Below are 15,404 nucleotides of genomic sequence, written 5' to 3'. Positions count from 1 at the left end.
ATTAGCCGCAGTTAGATTCTTTTTTCTGAACTTCGCAGAGAACTTTACCAGTTGGAGAAAAAATAGTTCTAGATAAGAAAATACCATTCTCATCAAAAACTTCTACAGACTCTGTTTGTCTGTTTGGGAAATAATAGAACCAAGTGCGAATCTTCTTTCCCTTGGAATAATAACCTGAATATTCCAATTCCCCGTCTTTGAAGTATTTTTGCCAGAAATCGGACTTTTGTCCGTTCTTATAATTGCCTTTTACTTCTATAGTTCCTTCAGGATAATATCTCTCGTACAAACCTTCTTCGTTTCCTTCGTCACCATTAAATTGGGCGAATTCGTTTTTGATCTGGCTTCCGAATCTTTGTTTGATATAAGGTTTGCCGTCGGAAAAATACCAAACCCAGTCCCCAATCTTGGACCCGTGCTCATATTTTCCAACAGAAGAGATCCCGTCTTCGGATCTTAGATAGGATTTGCATACCCCGTGATAGAGTCTATTCTCATCTAAGGGGCATTCAAAATACAACTTTCCATTATCGTAATATATTCTAGTGAGTCCCGGCTCGTTTAGAATATATGCATTCATGTTTTTGTCGAATTTTGCTCCCGCGGGCAGACCGTTTGGCTTTTCTGCAGACTCACAAAAAAATGCAAAAGAGCAAATGAAGAATATTATAAATTTTGAAAATTTCATCTAGTCGATGGTAAACTTTTTGGATACGAGAATTTCTCCATTCTCGTCTTTGATCTCTGCTTCGTAAGAACCTTCGTCATCGAAAAAAGAATCATCATAATAGGTTTGGAATTTATCAAATCTACGTTTGAATTCTTTTTCTTGAACGCTGATCTCTTCCTTAGATTCATCCACCTTATAGATTGTAAGTTTGATCTTGTCAGGGGAGAACCAACCGCCTCTCTTATAATAAATGAAAAAGTCCTGTCCATGAGTGAAATGGTATTCTTTTTCGGAACCCATCCCGGAAACTTTGTCCGGAGTCATCTTATCCACGTCCATATAAATCTCGTGTTTAGAAGGCCAGATCCACCAAACAAAGATCAATACCAAGAAGACACCGAGGATTCGGATCCATTTTTTATTTCCGTTGGAATCACGGAGTCCCGTTTGTGTGTATTCTTCTATCCTCATACCGTTGTTTAGCTTGAAAATGGGCTCTTTTTTGGGCAATTGTTTTTCCCGGCTTTTCTCAGCTTCTGAGGAAACAGAGGTGTCAGCCCCGGATTTAGAATTCTGCTCTGGTGCCTGTGGAATAGATTGGGAGGTAGAAGATTCCGGTTTCGAATTTTGCTCAGCAACCGTGGACTTGGAGCCTTCTTCTTTAGAAACTTCTCCCCCAAGTGTTTTTTTGACGGCTGCTCCTGCCGCTTTTTTTAATAAGTCCTTCTTACCTGCCAAAAGAGTAAACCTCGTCTGTGAATCGTTGGTAAGCCTTGGTCGTTTTGTTTTTGGGTTGGTATTCGTATAAAGATTGGTTCAAAAGATGTGCCTCTTCTACAGCAACAGAAGGAGGAATTTTAGATTCAAAGAGTCGAAGATGTTCTTCGACCATAGGAACTACTGTTTGAGACATCGTAGTCCTTTGTTGGAATAAGGTCAATAATGCTCCTAAAATTTTCAAATCAGGATTAAACCTTTTTACTGTATGATTTTTGGCCTCTAAGATCGCTTCTATCCCATCCAATGAAAATTTAGAGATCTGCAATGGTACAATCACTCCAGTCGCAGCAACAAAAGCATTCATGGTGATCAAAGAAAGACTAGGCGGACAATCTATCACCACCCAATCAAAATCATTCGCGACAGTTTCCAGAGCTTCCTTCAGGACAAAAAATCCATCCATTTTTCCAGACAGCAAAACATCAATCTGAGAAAGTTTAGAAGATGCAGGAAGCAAACTTAAACCTTCTATCCTGGTAGGCGTAATCAATTCACGAATTGGGACCTTCTCGCTAAAAAGCAAAAATGAGTCCTTACCATTCTTGATAGAAGATTCCGGAAATACGGAACTCGCGTTTTTTTGGGCATCCAGGTCTATGAGCAAAACCCTATCTCCCTTTCTGGCAAGACCCACAGCAAGATGGACGGACGTGGTCGTTTTCCCCACTCCCCCTTTTTGATTGGCTATACAAAGAGTTTGTTTCATTCAAAAATCCGTTGCCGGTACTGGTCCTCTTGGAAGAATAACTACATAGGCCTCTAAAATTTCAAGGAGAAGGAAAAAATTCCTAATCTTTCAGGAGCTGAGGCAAGGGAGTCCTAATGGAATACGAAGTAATCATCGGTTTGGAAGTACATGCTCAGTTAAACACGGATTCCAAAGTTTTCTCCGATAGCCCTTCCAAGTTCGGAGCCGCTCCTAATTCCCAGGTCTCCTCGGTCTGTTTAGGACTTCCAGGTTCTTTGCCTGTTTTAAACGAAGAAGCTTTGACCAAGGCAATCATGGCCGGTCTTGCATTCGGTTCTAATATCACTCTTCATACTAAGTTCGATAGAAAGAATTATTTTTATCCAGACCTTCCGAAAGGTTATCAAATTTCACAATTCGACAGACCGATCTGCGAAGGTGGAAAAATCTTTTTCACAGTTAAGGGAGAAGATAAACCAAGATTTGTAAACCTTACCCGCATTCATATAGAAGAAGATGCCGGAAAATTAATACACTCCGCAGATCCTAAAATTCCTCAGTCTTATGTAGACTTAAATCGTGCTGGAACTCCTCTAATAGAGATCGTTTCCGAACCTGATATGCGTTCTTCTGACGAGGCATACTATTATCTTTTAGCTCTTAAATCTGTTCTTAGATATATTAGAGTTTCCGATTGTAATATGGAAGAAGGTTCACTCCGCTGTGATGCGAACGTTTCTATTCGTCCGAAAGGTTCCGACAAATTCGGGACTAGAGTAGAGATCAAAAACTTGAACTCATTCAAAGCAGTCAAAGCTGCCATCGATTATGAAGTAGAATGGCAAAAAGATATGTATACTCAGGGAAAAACTTTCCCTCAACAAACCAAACTTTGGGACTCGGCCTCTAACGTAACTCTCACAATGAGAACCAAAGAGATGAGCCATGACTATAGATACTTCCCGGATCCGGACCTTCCTCCTGTAATTCTTACTAAAGAAACTGTAGAAGATATTCGGAAATCTCTTCCGGAACTTCCTGATGCAAGAAGAGACAGATTTGTAGAAAAATTAGGACTTCCTAAATACGATGCAGAAGTATTAACTGCGGAACGAGAAATTGCAGACTATTATGAAAGCGCTCTCAAAGTTTCCGGAGACGCTAAAAAAACGTCCAACTGGGTCAAAGACGAAGTATTAGGAATTGTTAATAAAGAAAGTATTACCATCTCCGAATTCAAAGTAGGTCCGGAAAGAATAGGCGGCCTTGTAAAACTGATCGCTGACGGAAAAATTTCAGGTAAGATCGGTAAAACTGTCTTCGAAGAAATGCTCGGAACAGACAAAGATCCGGAAACAATCGTAACCGAAAAAAATCTGATCGTAGTTCGTGACGATAAAGAAATCGAAAGGATCGTGGACGAAGCCATTGCCGCAAACGAAGATGCTGTGCAAAAATACAAATCTGGTAAAGACAGAGCTCTTGGCGCTATCGTGGGTTACGTGATGAAGGTTTCCAAAGGAAAAGCAGATCCGAATCTAGTGAACCAGATGTTGCTCGATAAATTAGGACCTTTGCCTCCTAAGGGTTGATCCGAGTTTTATTCCATAAAAGGCAGATCTTAGATACGAGATTTTTTCTTTCCTGAGTTCTGCCTCTGATCGGATTCTATTTGCCCATCAACCATATTGATCCTTCGATCGGCTAAAGCCGCATATTCTGGATCGTGAGTAACGTATAGTATGGTCGTGCCGTTCTCCTTATTCCTTTTTTTAAAGATCTCCATCGTCTTGTCGCCGTTTGTGGTATCTAAATTTCCTGTGGGTTCGTCAGCGAAGATCAGCCCCGGATCCATGATAAGGGCCCGGGCAATTGCAGCCCTTTGTTGCTCTCCCCCTGACATTTGCGAAGGATATTTATCTTTACAATGTTCCAATCCGAAGTCCTTCAACAGACTTCTAGCGTAATCTCGTTTTTTGCCTTCTTCTCCGATCTTTCTCGTAGGCATCAATATGTTCTCTATCGCACTCAATTCCGGCAATAGATAATGGAATTGAAAAACGAATCCGATATTTTGATTCCGAAAACGATGAGCCTCTTCACTTTCCATTTGGAAAAGGTCTCTTCCGTCCAAATATACTTTTCCGGACGTTGGGATATCCAAACCACTCAACATATAAAGTAAGGTAGACTTTCCGGAACCGGACCTACCGGTCAAAGAAACAAACTCTCCTTTTTTCATACTCAGACTTACATTATTAATAGCTAAAGTAGCCGGTTCTCCGAAGGATTTAACTAGAGAATCACAATTTAGGATCGTATTCGGATCGGATTTCATGCGCTACCTCTAATGATCTCTACGGGAGATAATTTAGATGCGGACCGTGCTGGAATATATGCGGCTATACCACTCGTAATTACAGAAAGGCAGAATGCTTGGAGGTAAATACTGTAATCCCAGGAAATCTTCATTACGTTTGTCATAATAGGACCCTTCGTACTTTTTCCTCCGATCGGATAACCGTCCAACCAATAGCAGACAGTTGCTCCGACTAAAAGCCCTAAGATAGCCCCAACTAATCCCAATAATAGGCCTTGGATTATAAAAAGTCGGATTGTATCGTTCTCGTCGAACCCAAGAGATCTCAAGATCGCTATCTCTTTTTTCTTGTGATTCACGACCATATTCAATACATTATAAATTCCGAATGCAACTACCAGTATGATTGTAAAGGTGGTAGTGTTCCTCACTATGTTTTGGGTCTTAAATACGGAAAGAATACTTTCGTAAGCTTGGTCCCAACTTTGCACTTTATCCCTAGTCAAAAAAGACCACTCGGTAGCTACATCCGCTGCTTTAGAAACATCTTTTAAACGAACAACTATCTCCGAAATAATGCCATTTGCTTGAGTGAGTCTCTGCACTGTGCGGATCGACGCATATACGGAACCTTCGTCTATCATCCGATTTCCGACCCGAATCACTCCCTCAACTTTTACGTTCGAAATTTTACCGTCGGTCGAAACTACCTGAATAATATCTCCTGCCTCTGCTCCCAAACGTTCTATGAGCCCGGCACCGGCAAAAATAACATCTCCTCCTCTATCTAGGTCTCTTAAATTTCCTTTTTCAACATAGCTACCGATTGTCGTAACTTTCATTTGTCGAACAGGATCTATACCGAAAAGTTTAGCAGGTAGAGTTTGTTTTCCGAACTTGAAAATCAATTGCCGATTCAATTGAGGAGCATAAGCCTCGACTCTCTCATCAAGATCCAGTTTTAAGAACCATCCCTTAACGTTCGTTAGCTGAGTTGAATCGGTCTTTCCGGATGGAGGTTTGATCCAATGAACAAATGAATCCGGAAAAAAAACTCCACGAAAACTTTCTTCTTTTAAAACCTCATCCCTAGGAGATATCCTGATCTGAGCATCGTTGTTAACTAACTGGTCGGTAATATATTCTTGAAAACCGAGCATCATCCCAGAAAAAACAACATAACCTGCGGTTCCTAAAAGTATTCCGAAAAATGTAAGAAAAGTTTGTTGAGGACGACTGATCAATTGTCGGATCGCTAAAAAAAACATACAGATCTCCTAGCGGCTCCCGTTTAATAAGACAGAATCAGATTCTAAGATGGAGTCTTCTAATATCTCACACCACTCTCCGTCTACCGCTCCTACTTTGGCGTCGACCCAAAGTTTTTTGCCAGATCGTATCACATGAATTCTTCCTTTTATGATGGCACTTACAGGAACTAAAAGTGCCCTATCTTTTTTTGCCACCTCTACCGCCACATCAGCGGTCATTTCTGGCAGAACTCCTTCGGGCATCGAATCCACATCTACAGTAACATAAAATTGCCCGTCGGAAGGATATACTCTAGCTATCTTTCCAGTGAGTTTATTTCCTCGGATCGTTTCAAAACTTAATTCAGCTTTTTGGCCTGGGCGCATTCTCAGCACCGAATCCTGATCCAAAGAGAGTAAAACATAAGTTCTTTTCAAATCCATGATTGTAAGAATGGGAGCGCCAGGCATTACTACCTCACTTGCTTGGTATGGAAGAGTTGTCACAGTTCCTGAAAAAGGAGCTTTAAATAAGGTCCCGGTATCTGTGTAAAGCAGGTCTGCACCTTCTTTTACTTCTTGGCCTTCCTTTACGTACAATTTTCGAATAGAAGAGGTAACGCCTAACTTTAAGTGATAAACTCTTTCCGATTTCACGGTTCCGAGAGAATAAACTAATTCGACGATAGGCCCTACTCTTGGCGAGATCTCTTCCTTTCGACCCTGTACATATGCATAAATAAGGAGCAAGACTAGAACCAGGAAGATTCCGGTAGCCGCAAATCTTCCTTTTTTGGACGAGTAGACAAATTTTACAAAAGCGAGAAACTTACTCATTCGGAAATCCCAAACGTATTTGATCTTGGTAAGTTTTTACGATATTTATCGCAATAGGTCAACCAGAGATGTGGTAAAAGGGCAATCCAGCAGATAATCAGTCCAGTGATAGGGAAAAAAATCACTCAGCTGGACTGAATAGGCCTCCAAAGTATTATTTTCCCTTAGGAATAGCCCAGTAATAGTGTAAATATTCTTCGTTTAATTTAAATCCAAAACGCTCATATAGATGTCTCGCGTGGCGATTGTCAGGATGAGTTTCTAGTCCCATTCCCTTACCACCATGTTCAATCACTTGATTGGCGGCTTCTTGCAGGATTTTTTTAGCTATTCCTTTTCTTCGTTCTGTTTCTCTAATAAATAGGTCGTTGAGTATATAATCCCTTTTCATGGATAAAGAAGAGAAGATAGGATAAAGTTGTGCGAAACCGAGCAAACTCCCCTCTTCTTCCGCAACTATCAAAATGGAATCTTTATGTAAAAGCCTATCTTCTAAAAACTTTTTTGCTCCCGCAATGTCGGAAGGAAGTTCGTAAAATTTACGATAAAGATCGAATAGTTCAGAAAGTTCTTCTAGATCGGAACGGCTGGCAATTCTTAGGTTGATTGAATTTTCTTTTTGCATGTGTTTTCGAAGAGAATAAATATACTAGACGTTTTAAAGTCTATTTCGATTTTCTTTATTATACCTTTTCACTCTTCATTTTCTCAAACTTTCATCTGCTTTCGCTTTTTTTTGAAAGATTTCCTCATCCATAAGTAGCAAAAATCATTACAATGGGACTTTTTGATTAGCAGGTTTAAACTTCAGTAGATTGACTTAGAGAAGCATTTTAGAAAGAGCAGATTTTAGTATTTTTTCCCATTATGATTCTCAAGGAAAGGCTTCGAGAAATTCTGGCATTTCGATCCGTAAATCCAGAACCGGTTTTTGAAATTTCCGGCTACTCCGCTTGACGGAGACAGGACCCGCTTTCTATTATGTCCCTTGGTATGGAAGACTTCGCCCACCTTCATCTCCACACAACTTATTCTATGCTCGACGGGGCGATCCGCATCAAAGAGCTAATGCAACATGTTAAGGAGCTTGGAATGAGCTCCGTGGCAATGACTGATCATGGAAACATGTTCGGTGCCATCGAATTTTACAATGAAGCGACCAAAGCAGGTGTAAAACCAATCATTGGCTGCGAATTTTACGTTTCTCCTAACAGAAAAGCAGAAACAGAAGAATTTAAGATCGCCGACGGAAACGCATATCATCTTATCCTTCTCGCGAAAAATGAAGTAGGTTATAAAAATCTAATAAAGCTCGCAAGTAAATCTTATACCGAAGGTTTTTATAAGAAAGCACGAATCGATTATGATCTTCTAGATAGGCATAGTGATGGTCTAGTCTGCCTTACCGCCTGCCTTGCAGGAGAAGTGAACCGCAAAATTCTAGAAGGCAAGGCTCCAGAATCCTTCCTACTTGCAGGAAAGCTAAACGAAATTTTCAATAAAGAAGACTTCTACCTAGAGATCCAAAACCACGGAATTCCAGAGCAGGATATCGTCGCAAAAGGTGTCTACGATCTTGCTCAAAAAACGGGGATCAAATTAGTAGTCACAAACGATTCTCACTTCTTAAAAAAAGACGATAAAGAAGCCCAAGACATTCTTCTTCGGATTGGAATGAGAAAAAACATCGAAGACGAGATGGAGTTTGGATTTAACCAACACTTCTACGTTAAAAGTCCTGCAGAAATGAAGGCCCTCTTCCCAGAACTTCCTCAAGCATTTTATTCAACATTAGAAATTCGTGATAAAGTAGATCTAAAATTAAAGTTCGGAAACTATCTTCTACCTGAATTCACCGTGCCTGATGGTTTCGATGAATACGGTTTTATGGAAAAGCTGGTTTGGGAAGGAATAATTCACCGTTATTCTCAGGTTACTCCCGAGATCAAAGAAAGAGTAGAATTCGAACTAAACACGATCAAGAGTATGCACTTCGCAGGTTATTTCTTGATCGTTCAGGATTATATTAACTTCGCCAAAAAAACTGGAATTCCGGTAGGTCCGGGTAGAGGATCCGCTGCAGGTTCTATCGTTGCTTATGCACTTGGAATCACTAACGTAGAACCTCTTCAATTCAATCTACTCTTCGAAAGATTTTTGAATCCTGACAGAAAGGACATGCCGGATATCGATACTGACTTCTGCGTGGAACGCCGAGAAGAAGTAATCAATTATATCCGACAAAAATACGGAGAAGATAGAGTCGGTCAGATCATTACATTCGGATCTTTAGGTGCAAAGGCTGCACTTAAAGACGTTGCACGAGTGATGAATCTTCCATTCGAAGAATCTAATAAACTCACAAGTTATTGTCCTAGTAAACCGGGTATCACAATCGACGAAGCTCTAGCAATGTCTGGAGATTTGAAACAAGCGAGCGAAAAAGACGACTTAAACAAAAAGATATTCGCGATCGCAAAACGTTTAGAAGGGAATCATAGACAACCTGGACGTCACGCAGCCGGTGTTGTGATCTCACCTTTCCCTTTAGAAGAAGTGGTCCCTCTTTCTACAGTTGCGGAGAAGGATAAGCCAGGCTTCCGCTCTATCGTAACTCAGTACGAAAAAAACAATTTGGAAGCCGTCGGTCTCATCAAGATGGATATCTTGGGTCTTAAAAACTTAACGACCCTAAATTATGCGATCAAACTTGTAAAAGAAAGAAGAGGGATTGAATTAGATTTAGATAAAATTCCTCTGGATAACGCAAACACTTACGCATTATTAAGAAAAGCGAATACACTCGGGATCTTCCAGTTAGAATCCACCGGTATCACTGATCTTGTGGCTCGAAGCCAGGTCTCCAATTTTGATGAGATCGTTGCCTTGATCGCACTCTATCGTCCTGGTCCTATGGAATCAGGGATGTTAGAAGAATACTTGGAACGTAAAAGCGGCAAAAAACCGGTTACATATCCGCATTCTTCTACTGAATCTATATTAAAAGAAACTTTCGGACTTACAGTTTACCAAGAGCAGGTGATGAGTATCTCCCGTGTTGTGGGCGGATACACCATGGGCGAATCGGATATGCTCCGAAAAGCAATGGCCAAAAAGAAAAAAGAACTTATGGATCCACTCCGGGTCAAGTTCATCGAAGGTGCTCAAGCACAAGGCCACGCTAAAAAATTCGCAGAAGAACTTTTCGATCAGTTGGAAAAATTCGGAGGATATGGATTCAACAAATCCCACTCCGTGGCTTATGCGTTAGTCACCTATCAAACTGCTTATATGAAGGCCAATTATCCAACCGAGTATATGGCCGCATTACTCGCAGGAGATCATTCTAAAACTACTGATATTACAAAATATATCAACAACGCCCGAGAAATGGGAATCAACGTTTTAACGCCTGATGTAAACGAGTCTGATGTATCCTTCTCCGTAATCGATGACCAAACAATCCGATTTGGTATTTCTGCAATGAAAGGTGTAGGAGAAGGCGCTGCAGAAAATATTATCCGAGCAAGAAAGAACCTCGGAGGTTTCAAAGAGATCACCGAATTCATGACTAATATTGATACTCGAGTATTGAACAAAAAAATTCTCGAAGCATTGGTGCAAGGTGGTGCATTAGATTCTTTCGGCTACACTCGAAAATGTTTATTCGAGTCCATGGATAGCTTGGTTTCATTCGCACAAAAAGAGCAAGAAAGATCGAGAGAAGGTCAATTCTCACTTTTTGGGGACAGCGGACTTAACTACGAATTAAAACTTCCGAAAGATGCAGACGAATGGGAGATGGAAGACAGACTAAAGAGAGAAAAATCTGTCACCGGTCTTTTCCTTTCCGGTCACCCATTAGATAAATATAAAGGCCACTTAAAAAGTTTAAACTCGGTCCCTATTGAGACTTTAGATAATATCAAAGCGGGAACCAAGGTAGAAGTAGCTGGAATCCTCACTTCCCTAAAGATCAAGTTCACAAAGAAAAAAGAAGAATTCGTAAACTTCAAACTGGAAGATCGCACAGGAGAAATAGAATGTGTAGCCTTCCCTAAAGTATACCAAAAGTTCAAAGAAATTATCAAAGAAGACCAAGCAGTATTCCTAAAAGGAGATCTGGACAGGATCGAAGCAGGAGAATCCGAACTCAGAGGTCAGATCAAAGTAAATAGTTTCGAGATATTGAATGATGCCACCATCGAAGACAAAATGGAAAAGGCTCTTCATATCAAACTTGGAGACCGTCACAGAAAAATGCCGGATATCATCGGCCAACTGCATACTTTACTCGCTGCTTACCAAGGAAATTCCCAAGTATATTTCCATCTAATCTCCGGGGACGAAGAGAAGAAGGTAATACGCGCTCATAATCATTATTCCGTACAACCAAATCCTGAACTAATGACTAGATTGGTTACTTTACTGGGAGACGATACTGTGTTTGAAAGTTTCGGAGATAACGTTAGACTCTACGGTACGAACGGAACCAAGCAAGCGGTTAAGATCTAAATCCTCGACAGATTGACCCCACTCTCCCCATTTGCAGATGCTCGAAACTTCTCGCTTAATATTACGAAAATGGAAAGTAGAAGATTTAGAACCATTTTCCAGAATGAATTCTCATCCGAGCGTGATGAAGTTTTTTCCTAAACTACTCAACAAATCCGAAACAGAAAAACTCATTCTTAGAATAAATGAGCATTGGGAAAAATTCGGATTCGGATTATTTGCCTTAGAAGAAAAGTCTTCCGGAAAATTTTTCGGATTCACCGGGCTTATGAATACAAATTTCCAATCCTTCTTCACACCTGCATTGGAAATAGGATGGAGATTGGATCATAACTTTTGGGGCAAAGGATTCGCGAAAGAAGCTGCGGAAGCGTCCTTAAAATTCGGATTTGAAAATTCTCTTTCAAGGGAGATAGTTTCTTTCACTTCCAGGATCAATCACGCTTCCAGAGGGGTGATGAATAGCCTAGGATTACATTACTCAGGAGAATTTGAACATCCTAGAGTTAAAATAGGATCTTCACTTAGAACCCATGTTCTGTACAGGATCAATTGTGAAGAATGGAAAAGCAAAAATAAGTTACCTTTTTAAAGTTACCAAACTCGCAGAAACTTTTCCGCTTCCGCTTGGATCTACTTTTAAGTCTCCACCAGAATGACTGAGTAGATCTCTAGAAAAACGACTCCAATCACCTTCTGCTAAATTTGCTCCTTCTACTTGTAGCTCCAAAGTTTTTACTGTTGGATTTCTAAAACTGATCTTCAGATCTTCTACATGATTCGTAACAGATTCTGAAGTGGCAGAAACTATCTCCCCTAAAACCAAAAGAAGAAGGTTGGCTTCTTTCACATCCAACTGATAATGTTTTGTAACAGGATCCAAATTCGGAAGTGCCTTGTATTTGGAAACGATCCGATTCAGATAATTCTCGATTACTTCTCCGATAGAAACACTTTGTACATGCTCCGCATCTTGAGAAACAGTATGCACAGAAGACAGAGCCAATATTCTTCTTTCTAAAATCTGCAAAACATTCCTAGTCTCCATAGATTGTTCGGAGTCTTTCAGAAAAGAAACCATCTCCATGATGACTTGCATATTGTTTCTTACCCTGTGAGATAGTTCTTTTAAAAGAATATCTTTGTCCAAGATCAGTTTGTCCATATTTGCGCCAATCAAAATGGCAAATAACGTAAGAACACAAAGTGATGCAATAGAATCTGTGTAAATTTCACTGCCAGTCGGTCCGATCGAAGCTCCTGTTTTCCAAAAGATAAGTCCTAAACAATAGAACATTGCGATGACTGCCATCTTACGATTGAAAAAATAAAGTTGGAAAAAAACTAAAACAGGAAACCAAACCGCAGCATTCTTCACGCCTGGACCGTAAATAATTCCAAGTCCCAAAGCTAAAGCAAATAAGAAGGAAGAAAGATAAACTGCTTCTTTATATCTGGACTTATAAAGTAATAAACAACAAAGGATAGAAGTGATCCCAGCAACTGTGTATCCAGGCCTAAATGTATGATTGCCCGTTAAAAACTCAAAGCCCAAGATCCCTGCGGACATCAAGCCAACCACTATCGCGATCCCTAAAAGAAATTTTTTACGAGGTAAACCTGGGATATCTACGATTTCAAACATAAGTGTATCCTATTTTCCGAAAGACCGGAAGATGGTCTATTGGACGATTAACGAATACGGTTTACGTAGAATGTAAATGTTTTTTCGGTAAGATTTTGACGGAAGTCCCAAGCCAAAACCTTAATAACATTCTCTCCATTACGAAAATCCAAATTACCTACCAAATATTGGTCTTTAAAATATAGATCTGAAAATGGAAACCCTTCCGAGTTTCTCCATTCTCCTTTTTCGTAATGTAGATTTGAGAAGCTTGCCTTCTTCAATAATTGTCCATTTAAGGAAACTTGGATCTGAGAAACACCTCGTCTCTGACCTGATTTTTTTCCCGCATCTTGGATGCCGACAGTAACTGGAAACGCACGAGATATATTAATATTATCTCCGTCATTTACCTGACTGTATTTATATTCATCCTGATGAATGAGCAGATTTCCAATCACCGGAGGATTTTCATCTTCCACGATAGGCAAAACCTTCATAGGGTCTTGAATAGTTTTTCCAAAATCTTTAAGTAAGACGAAATGGAGGTGAGCTCCACTGGAGTGGCCAGTGTTTCCGGTATAGGCGATTTTTTCTCCCCCGGCAACTAGACGCTCTTCTAATAAACCTGGAAGTCGTCCGTCTTTCAAATGGTAATAGGAAGAATACGTCCCATTTCCGTGATCCAACCAAACAGAGTTTCCAGTCCCGAATTCTTCCCCAAAAGGATCATCTTCGCCAAACCGTGAATAGAGGATCTTCCCCTCAGCCATCGCCAAAACCGGTTCTCCGGTGGAGGCTATGTCCATTCCGTTATGAAAATGGTCCCCCCTGGATTCTCCGAAGACCGAGGTGACCTTATTCTCGATTCCGTCGGTTTTCACCGGGAAAAGAAAATTTATTACTTTATCGTTTTGCGCAAAGGTGCTTAGATGGAACGCGGCCAAGATAATTCCGAGGGATATACTACGTCTCATATCGTTGGCTCTCAGGTGCAAGGTTACATAAAGAATGAATTTGTCAAAGGATAAAACCCTCGACCTAGTTACCCGTTGCGGGGAAGGAGACGAGGCCGCTCTCAAGTTATTCTTCGAGTCTTATTCCGAAGATATTTACAATTTTCCGATGAAGATCTTTCACCTCAGTGAAGATGATGCCGGAGACTTCTTCTTATACGCATTCGAAAGACTGAAAACCGGAGCTAGATTCTCTAGCTTCAAAGGTAAATCAAGTTTTAGAACATGGTTCTATTCCGTTCTGCGTAATATGCTTATCGATTGGCAAAGGACCAAACGAGAGCTGAAAATGACCAACCTTGGAAAGATCAACAAGGAAGGAAAAGAATACGCAACTATCGAGGATGAGCCGGATCTTCGCCCTGATTTAGTAGAAGAGGCTCAAGAGCTAACTAAACATTTCCACCAAGTATTGGGAGAAATAGGCGTAGAGAAGAGAGTCATTTTTAAACTTTCTTATATATATTACCTCAACCTAGACGAGGAAGAGATCCAATTCCTGATCGAAAAAACCAATCTGGGCGTAGAGGAAATTAAAAAGAAAATTCTGGCTCTTCGTTCTGAACTTTCCAAGCGGGAAGAAGAGAATATCCGTATGGAAGACAAAATTACGTCTCTATATTTAAATATTCTAGAGCTGAAAGAAAAGCAGACTGTAACTGTTAAGAAAGCTCCTCTACTCCCTCAAGAAATAGATAAAACTTCCCAAGCATTAAAGAAGAAATACGAACAACGGAAAAAACTCTTAGAAAAGCGCAAAAAAGGCCATTTCCTGGCAAGGACTCCCTACAGAGAGGTTGCTGACCTTTTAGGGATAACCGAGGGAAATGTGAGCGTTACATTACTCAGATTGATCGAAAAAATACAAAAAAAACTCAAATTTTCGGAATTGTCTGAGTAGAAACAATCGTCTTAAAACCTATTGGAGAATCTTACTCAAATGGAATCCAACCGCGAAAACTCGGTGCCAGAAATCATCCAGTCACTATTTGAAGGTAAACCTGAAGTTCTGACTAAACTAGAAAAAGACACCGAACTACAAAACGAACTTATTAGAATGGAAGAAGCTCTCCAGGCTAGCCTAAAGGCTGCCGGCGAGTCCTACTTCGATTCAGCGTCACGTACACATTCTTTCCAGTCCTTCCAAGAGGATCTGGATCTGAATAAGGCCGAACTAAACGAAGGCTGGCAGGTGAAACCTTTTCCAGAATATCTGAAAAGATATGTGGAGATGGAATTAGCCCGTAAGGCACAAGGAAAAGAATCCATCGTAGTTAAATTAGGAAAATCCGGAGCACAACTTTTCGGAAGCCTGATCGAAACTCTTCAAATCAACACTCGTGTAGATTATGCGCCTGCTATGCGTTCTGCAGTAGCAAAATCGCCTTCTTCTTCCGAGTTCATTGTATTTGAAGAAAAAATGGATAAGGACTGCAAGTTCACTTACCAAGTCGTACAAGAAACCGAAGAAACTGCTTACTTAAGTGTCAAAATCGAATGTCCAAGACCGGAAGATTTCCAAAGGGTAAATCTTTCTAAGGACGGAAGATTCATACTTTCTAACCAATTCAACTCCGAAGGGATTACTAATTTCTCCGGATTGAGAGAAGGAAAGTACACAGTAGAGTTTCAGGGAAAAGACTTGTCTAAATCCATAGATCTCTTTATCCTTTTGGATTAAGAGCGTTATAACCAGTTTCCTTC

Annotated in this window: 14 protein-coding genes; 5 read left to right on the top strand and 9 right to left on the bottom strand. The window is 40.4% G+C overall.

Going from position 1 to position 15,404, the window contains the following annotated elements; translation table 11 throughout:
* Nucleotide 1: 1 nt before the first annotated feature.
* From B1C82_RS12090 to B1C82_RS12080, 3 genes are read right to left on the bottom strand one after another with little or no spacing between them, the layout of a single operon-like run.
* Complete coding sequence (locus B1C82_RS12090; RefSeq protein WP_086447807.1) at nt 2–688, bottom strand: toxin-antitoxin system YwqK family antitoxin; 687 nt, start codon at nt 686–688, stop codon at nt 2–4.
* Complete coding sequence (locus B1C82_RS12085; protein WP_086447806.1) at nt 689–1,408, bottom strand: hypothetical protein; 720 nt, start codon at nt 1,406–1,408, stop codon at nt 689–691.
* The gene (locus B1C82_RS12080; protein ID WP_086447805.1) at nt 1,398–2,156 is read right to left on the bottom strand and encodes a ParA family protein; all 759 of its coding nucleotides are present in this window, start codon (nt 2,154–2,156) and stop codon (nt 1,398–1,400) included. Before B1C82_RS12080 ends, B1C82_RS12085 begins: the two co-directional genes overlap by 11 nt.
* A gap of 116 nt (nt 2,157–2,272) precedes the next feature.
* Here B1C82_RS12080 and gatB point away from each other — a divergent pair, with 116 nt between their 5' ends.
* Nucleotides 2,273–3,730 (top strand): Asp-tRNA(Asn)/Glu-tRNA(Gln) amidotransferase subunit GatB, encoded by a 1,458-nt coding sequence (gatB, locus tag B1C82_RS12075; RefSeq protein WP_086447804.1) that lies wholly within the window; start codon nt 2,273–2,275, stop codon nt 3,728–3,730.
* Between the two features lie 29 nt (nt 3,731–3,759).
* Here the strand turns inward: gatB and B1C82_RS12070 are convergent, their stop codons facing one another.
* The 4 genes from B1C82_RS12070 to B1C82_RS12055 form a co-directional block, all read right to left on the bottom strand.
* Entirely contained in the window at nt 3,760–4,476 is a 717-nt protein-coding gene (locus B1C82_RS12070; RefSeq protein ID WP_086447803.1) for an ABC transporter ATP-binding protein, read from the bottom strand.
* A complete protein-coding gene (locus B1C82_RS12065) occupies nt 4,473–5,726 on the bottom strand; it encodes an ABC transporter permease (protein ID WP_086447802.1) in 1,254 nt (417 codons plus the stop codon). Before B1C82_RS12065 ends, B1C82_RS12070 begins: the two co-directional genes overlap by 4 nt.
* 9 nt (nt 5,727–5,735) lie before the next feature.
* Nucleotides 5,736–6,545 carry an efflux RND transporter periplasmic adaptor subunit gene (locus tag B1C82_RS12060; protein ID WP_086447801.1) on the bottom strand — a complete coding sequence of 270 codons (810 nt, stop codon included), beginning with the start codon at nt 6,543–6,545 and terminating at the stop codon, nt 5,736–5,738.
* A gap of 154 nt (nt 6,546–6,699) precedes the next feature.
* Nucleotides 6,700–7,170, bottom strand: a complete 471-nt coding sequence (locus B1C82_RS12055) for a GNAT family N-acetyltransferase (protein ID WP_086447800.1) — start codon at nt 7,168–7,170, stop codon at nt 6,700–6,702.
* A 368-nt stretch (nt 7,171–7,538) separates the two neighbouring features.
* Between B1C82_RS12055 and dnaE the strand changes: the two genes are divergently transcribed.
* Together dnaE and B1C82_RS12045 are read left to right on the top strand one after the other, a co-directional pair.
* Nucleotides 7,539–11,060: a DNA polymerase III subunit alpha gene (gene dnaE / locus B1C82_RS12050; RefSeq protein ID WP_199775776.1), complete on the top strand. Its 3,522-nt coding sequence runs from the start codon at nt 7,539–7,541 to the stop codon at nt 11,058–11,060.
* A gap of 37 nt (nt 11,061–11,097) precedes the next feature.
* The gene (locus B1C82_RS12045; protein WP_086447798.1) at nt 11,098–11,652 is read left to right on the top strand and encodes a GNAT family N-acetyltransferase; all 555 of its coding nucleotides are present in this window, start codon (nt 11,098–11,100) and stop codon (nt 11,650–11,652) included.
* Here the strand turns inward: B1C82_RS12045 and B1C82_RS12040 are convergent.
* Both B1C82_RS12040 and B1C82_RS12035 read right to left on the bottom strand, forming a co-directional pair.
* Nucleotides 11,641–12,705 carry a histidine kinase dimerization/phosphoacceptor domain -containing protein gene (locus B1C82_RS12040; RefSeq protein ID WP_086447797.1) on the bottom strand — a complete coding sequence of 355 codons (1,065 nt, stop codon included), beginning with the start codon at nt 12,703–12,705 and terminating at the stop codon, nt 11,641–11,643. The two genes, B1C82_RS12045 and B1C82_RS12040, sit on opposite strands and share 12 nt — an antisense overlap.
* Before the next feature lie 47 nt (nt 12,706–12,752).
* Nucleotides 12,753–13,661 (bottom strand): M23 family metallopeptidase, encoded by a 909-nt coding sequence (locus B1C82_RS12035; protein ID WP_167373759.1) that lies wholly within the window; start codon nt 13,659–13,661, stop codon nt 12,753–12,755.
* 34 nt (nt 13,662–13,695) lie between these two features.
* Here B1C82_RS12035 and B1C82_RS12030 point away from each other — a divergent pair, with 34 nt between their 5' ends.
* Together B1C82_RS12030 and B1C82_RS12025 are read left to right on the top strand one after the other, a co-directional pair.
* The gene (locus B1C82_RS12030) at nt 13,696–14,601 is read left to right on the top strand and encodes an RNA polymerase sigma factor (protein ID WP_086447795.1); all 906 of its coding nucleotides are present in this window, start codon (nt 13,696–13,698) and stop codon (nt 14,599–14,601) included.
* A 39-nt stretch (nt 14,602–14,640) separates the two neighbouring features.
* The gene (locus tag B1C82_RS12025; RefSeq protein ID WP_086447794.1) at nt 14,641–15,381 is read left to right on the top strand and encodes a hypothetical protein; all 741 of its coding nucleotides are present in this window, start codon (nt 14,641–14,643) and stop codon (nt 15,379–15,381) included.
* Nucleotides 15,382–15,404: the final 23 nt, after the last annotated feature.

The sequence above is a fragment of the Leptospira venezuelensis genome (assembly GCF_002150035.1).
In the GTDB taxonomy this organism is placed as follows: domain Bacteria; phylum Spirochaetota; class Leptospiria; order Leptospirales; family Leptospiraceae; genus Leptospira_B; species Leptospira_B venezuelensis.
The sequence above is the reverse complement of the archived record's forward strand: the minus strand, read 5'-3'. Positions and strand labels throughout refer to the sequence as shown.

Coding starts and splice junctions, on each gene's coding strand:
- gatB (WP_086447804.1), top strand. CDS start 2,273: ATGGAATACGAAGTAATCATCGGTTTGGAAGTACATGCTCAGTTAAAC.
- B1C82_RS12025 (WP_086447794.1), top strand. CDS start 14,641: ATGGAATCCAACCGCGAAAACTCGGTGCCAGAAATCATCCAGTCACTA.
- B1C82_RS12035 (WP_167373759.1), bottom strand. CDS start 13,661: ATGAGACGTAGTATATCCCTCGGAATTATCTTGGCCGCGTTCCATCTA.
- B1C82_RS12060 (WP_086447801.1), bottom strand. CDS start 6,545: ATGAGTAAGTTTCTCGCTTTTGTAAAATTTGTCTACTCGTCCAAAAAA.
- B1C82_RS12080 (WP_086447805.1), bottom strand. CDS start 2,156: ATGAAACAAACTCTTTGTATAGCCAATCAAAAAGGGGGAGTGGGGAAA.
- B1C82_RS12065 (WP_086447802.1), bottom strand. CDS start 5,726: ATGTTTTTTTTAGCGATCCGACAATTGATCAGTCGTCCTCAACAAACT.
- B1C82_RS12030 (WP_086447795.1), top strand. CDS start 13,696: ATGAATTTGTCAAAGGATAAAACCCTCGACCTAGTTACCCGTTGCGGG.
- B1C82_RS12045 (WP_086447798.1), top strand. CDS start 11,098: ATGCTCGAAACTTCTCGCTTAATATTACGAAAATGGAAAGTAGAAGAT.
- B1C82_RS12040 (WP_086447797.1), bottom strand. CDS start 12,705: ATGTTTGAAATCGTAGATATCCCAGGTTTACCTCGTAAAAAATTTCTT.
- B1C82_RS12090 (WP_086447807.1), bottom strand. CDS start 688: ATGAAATTTTCAAAATTTATAATATTCTTCATTTGCTCTTTTGCATTT.
- dnaE (WP_199775776.1), top strand. CDS start 7,539: ATGGAAGACTTCGCCCACCTTCATCTCCACACAACTTATTCTATGCTC.
- B1C82_RS12070 (WP_086447803.1), bottom strand. CDS start 4,476: ATGAAATCCGATCCGAATACGATCCTAAATTGTGATTCTCTAGTTAAA.
- B1C82_RS12055 (WP_086447800.1), bottom strand. CDS start 7,170: ATGCAAAAAGAAAATTCAATCAACCTAAGAATTGCCAGCCGTTCCGAT.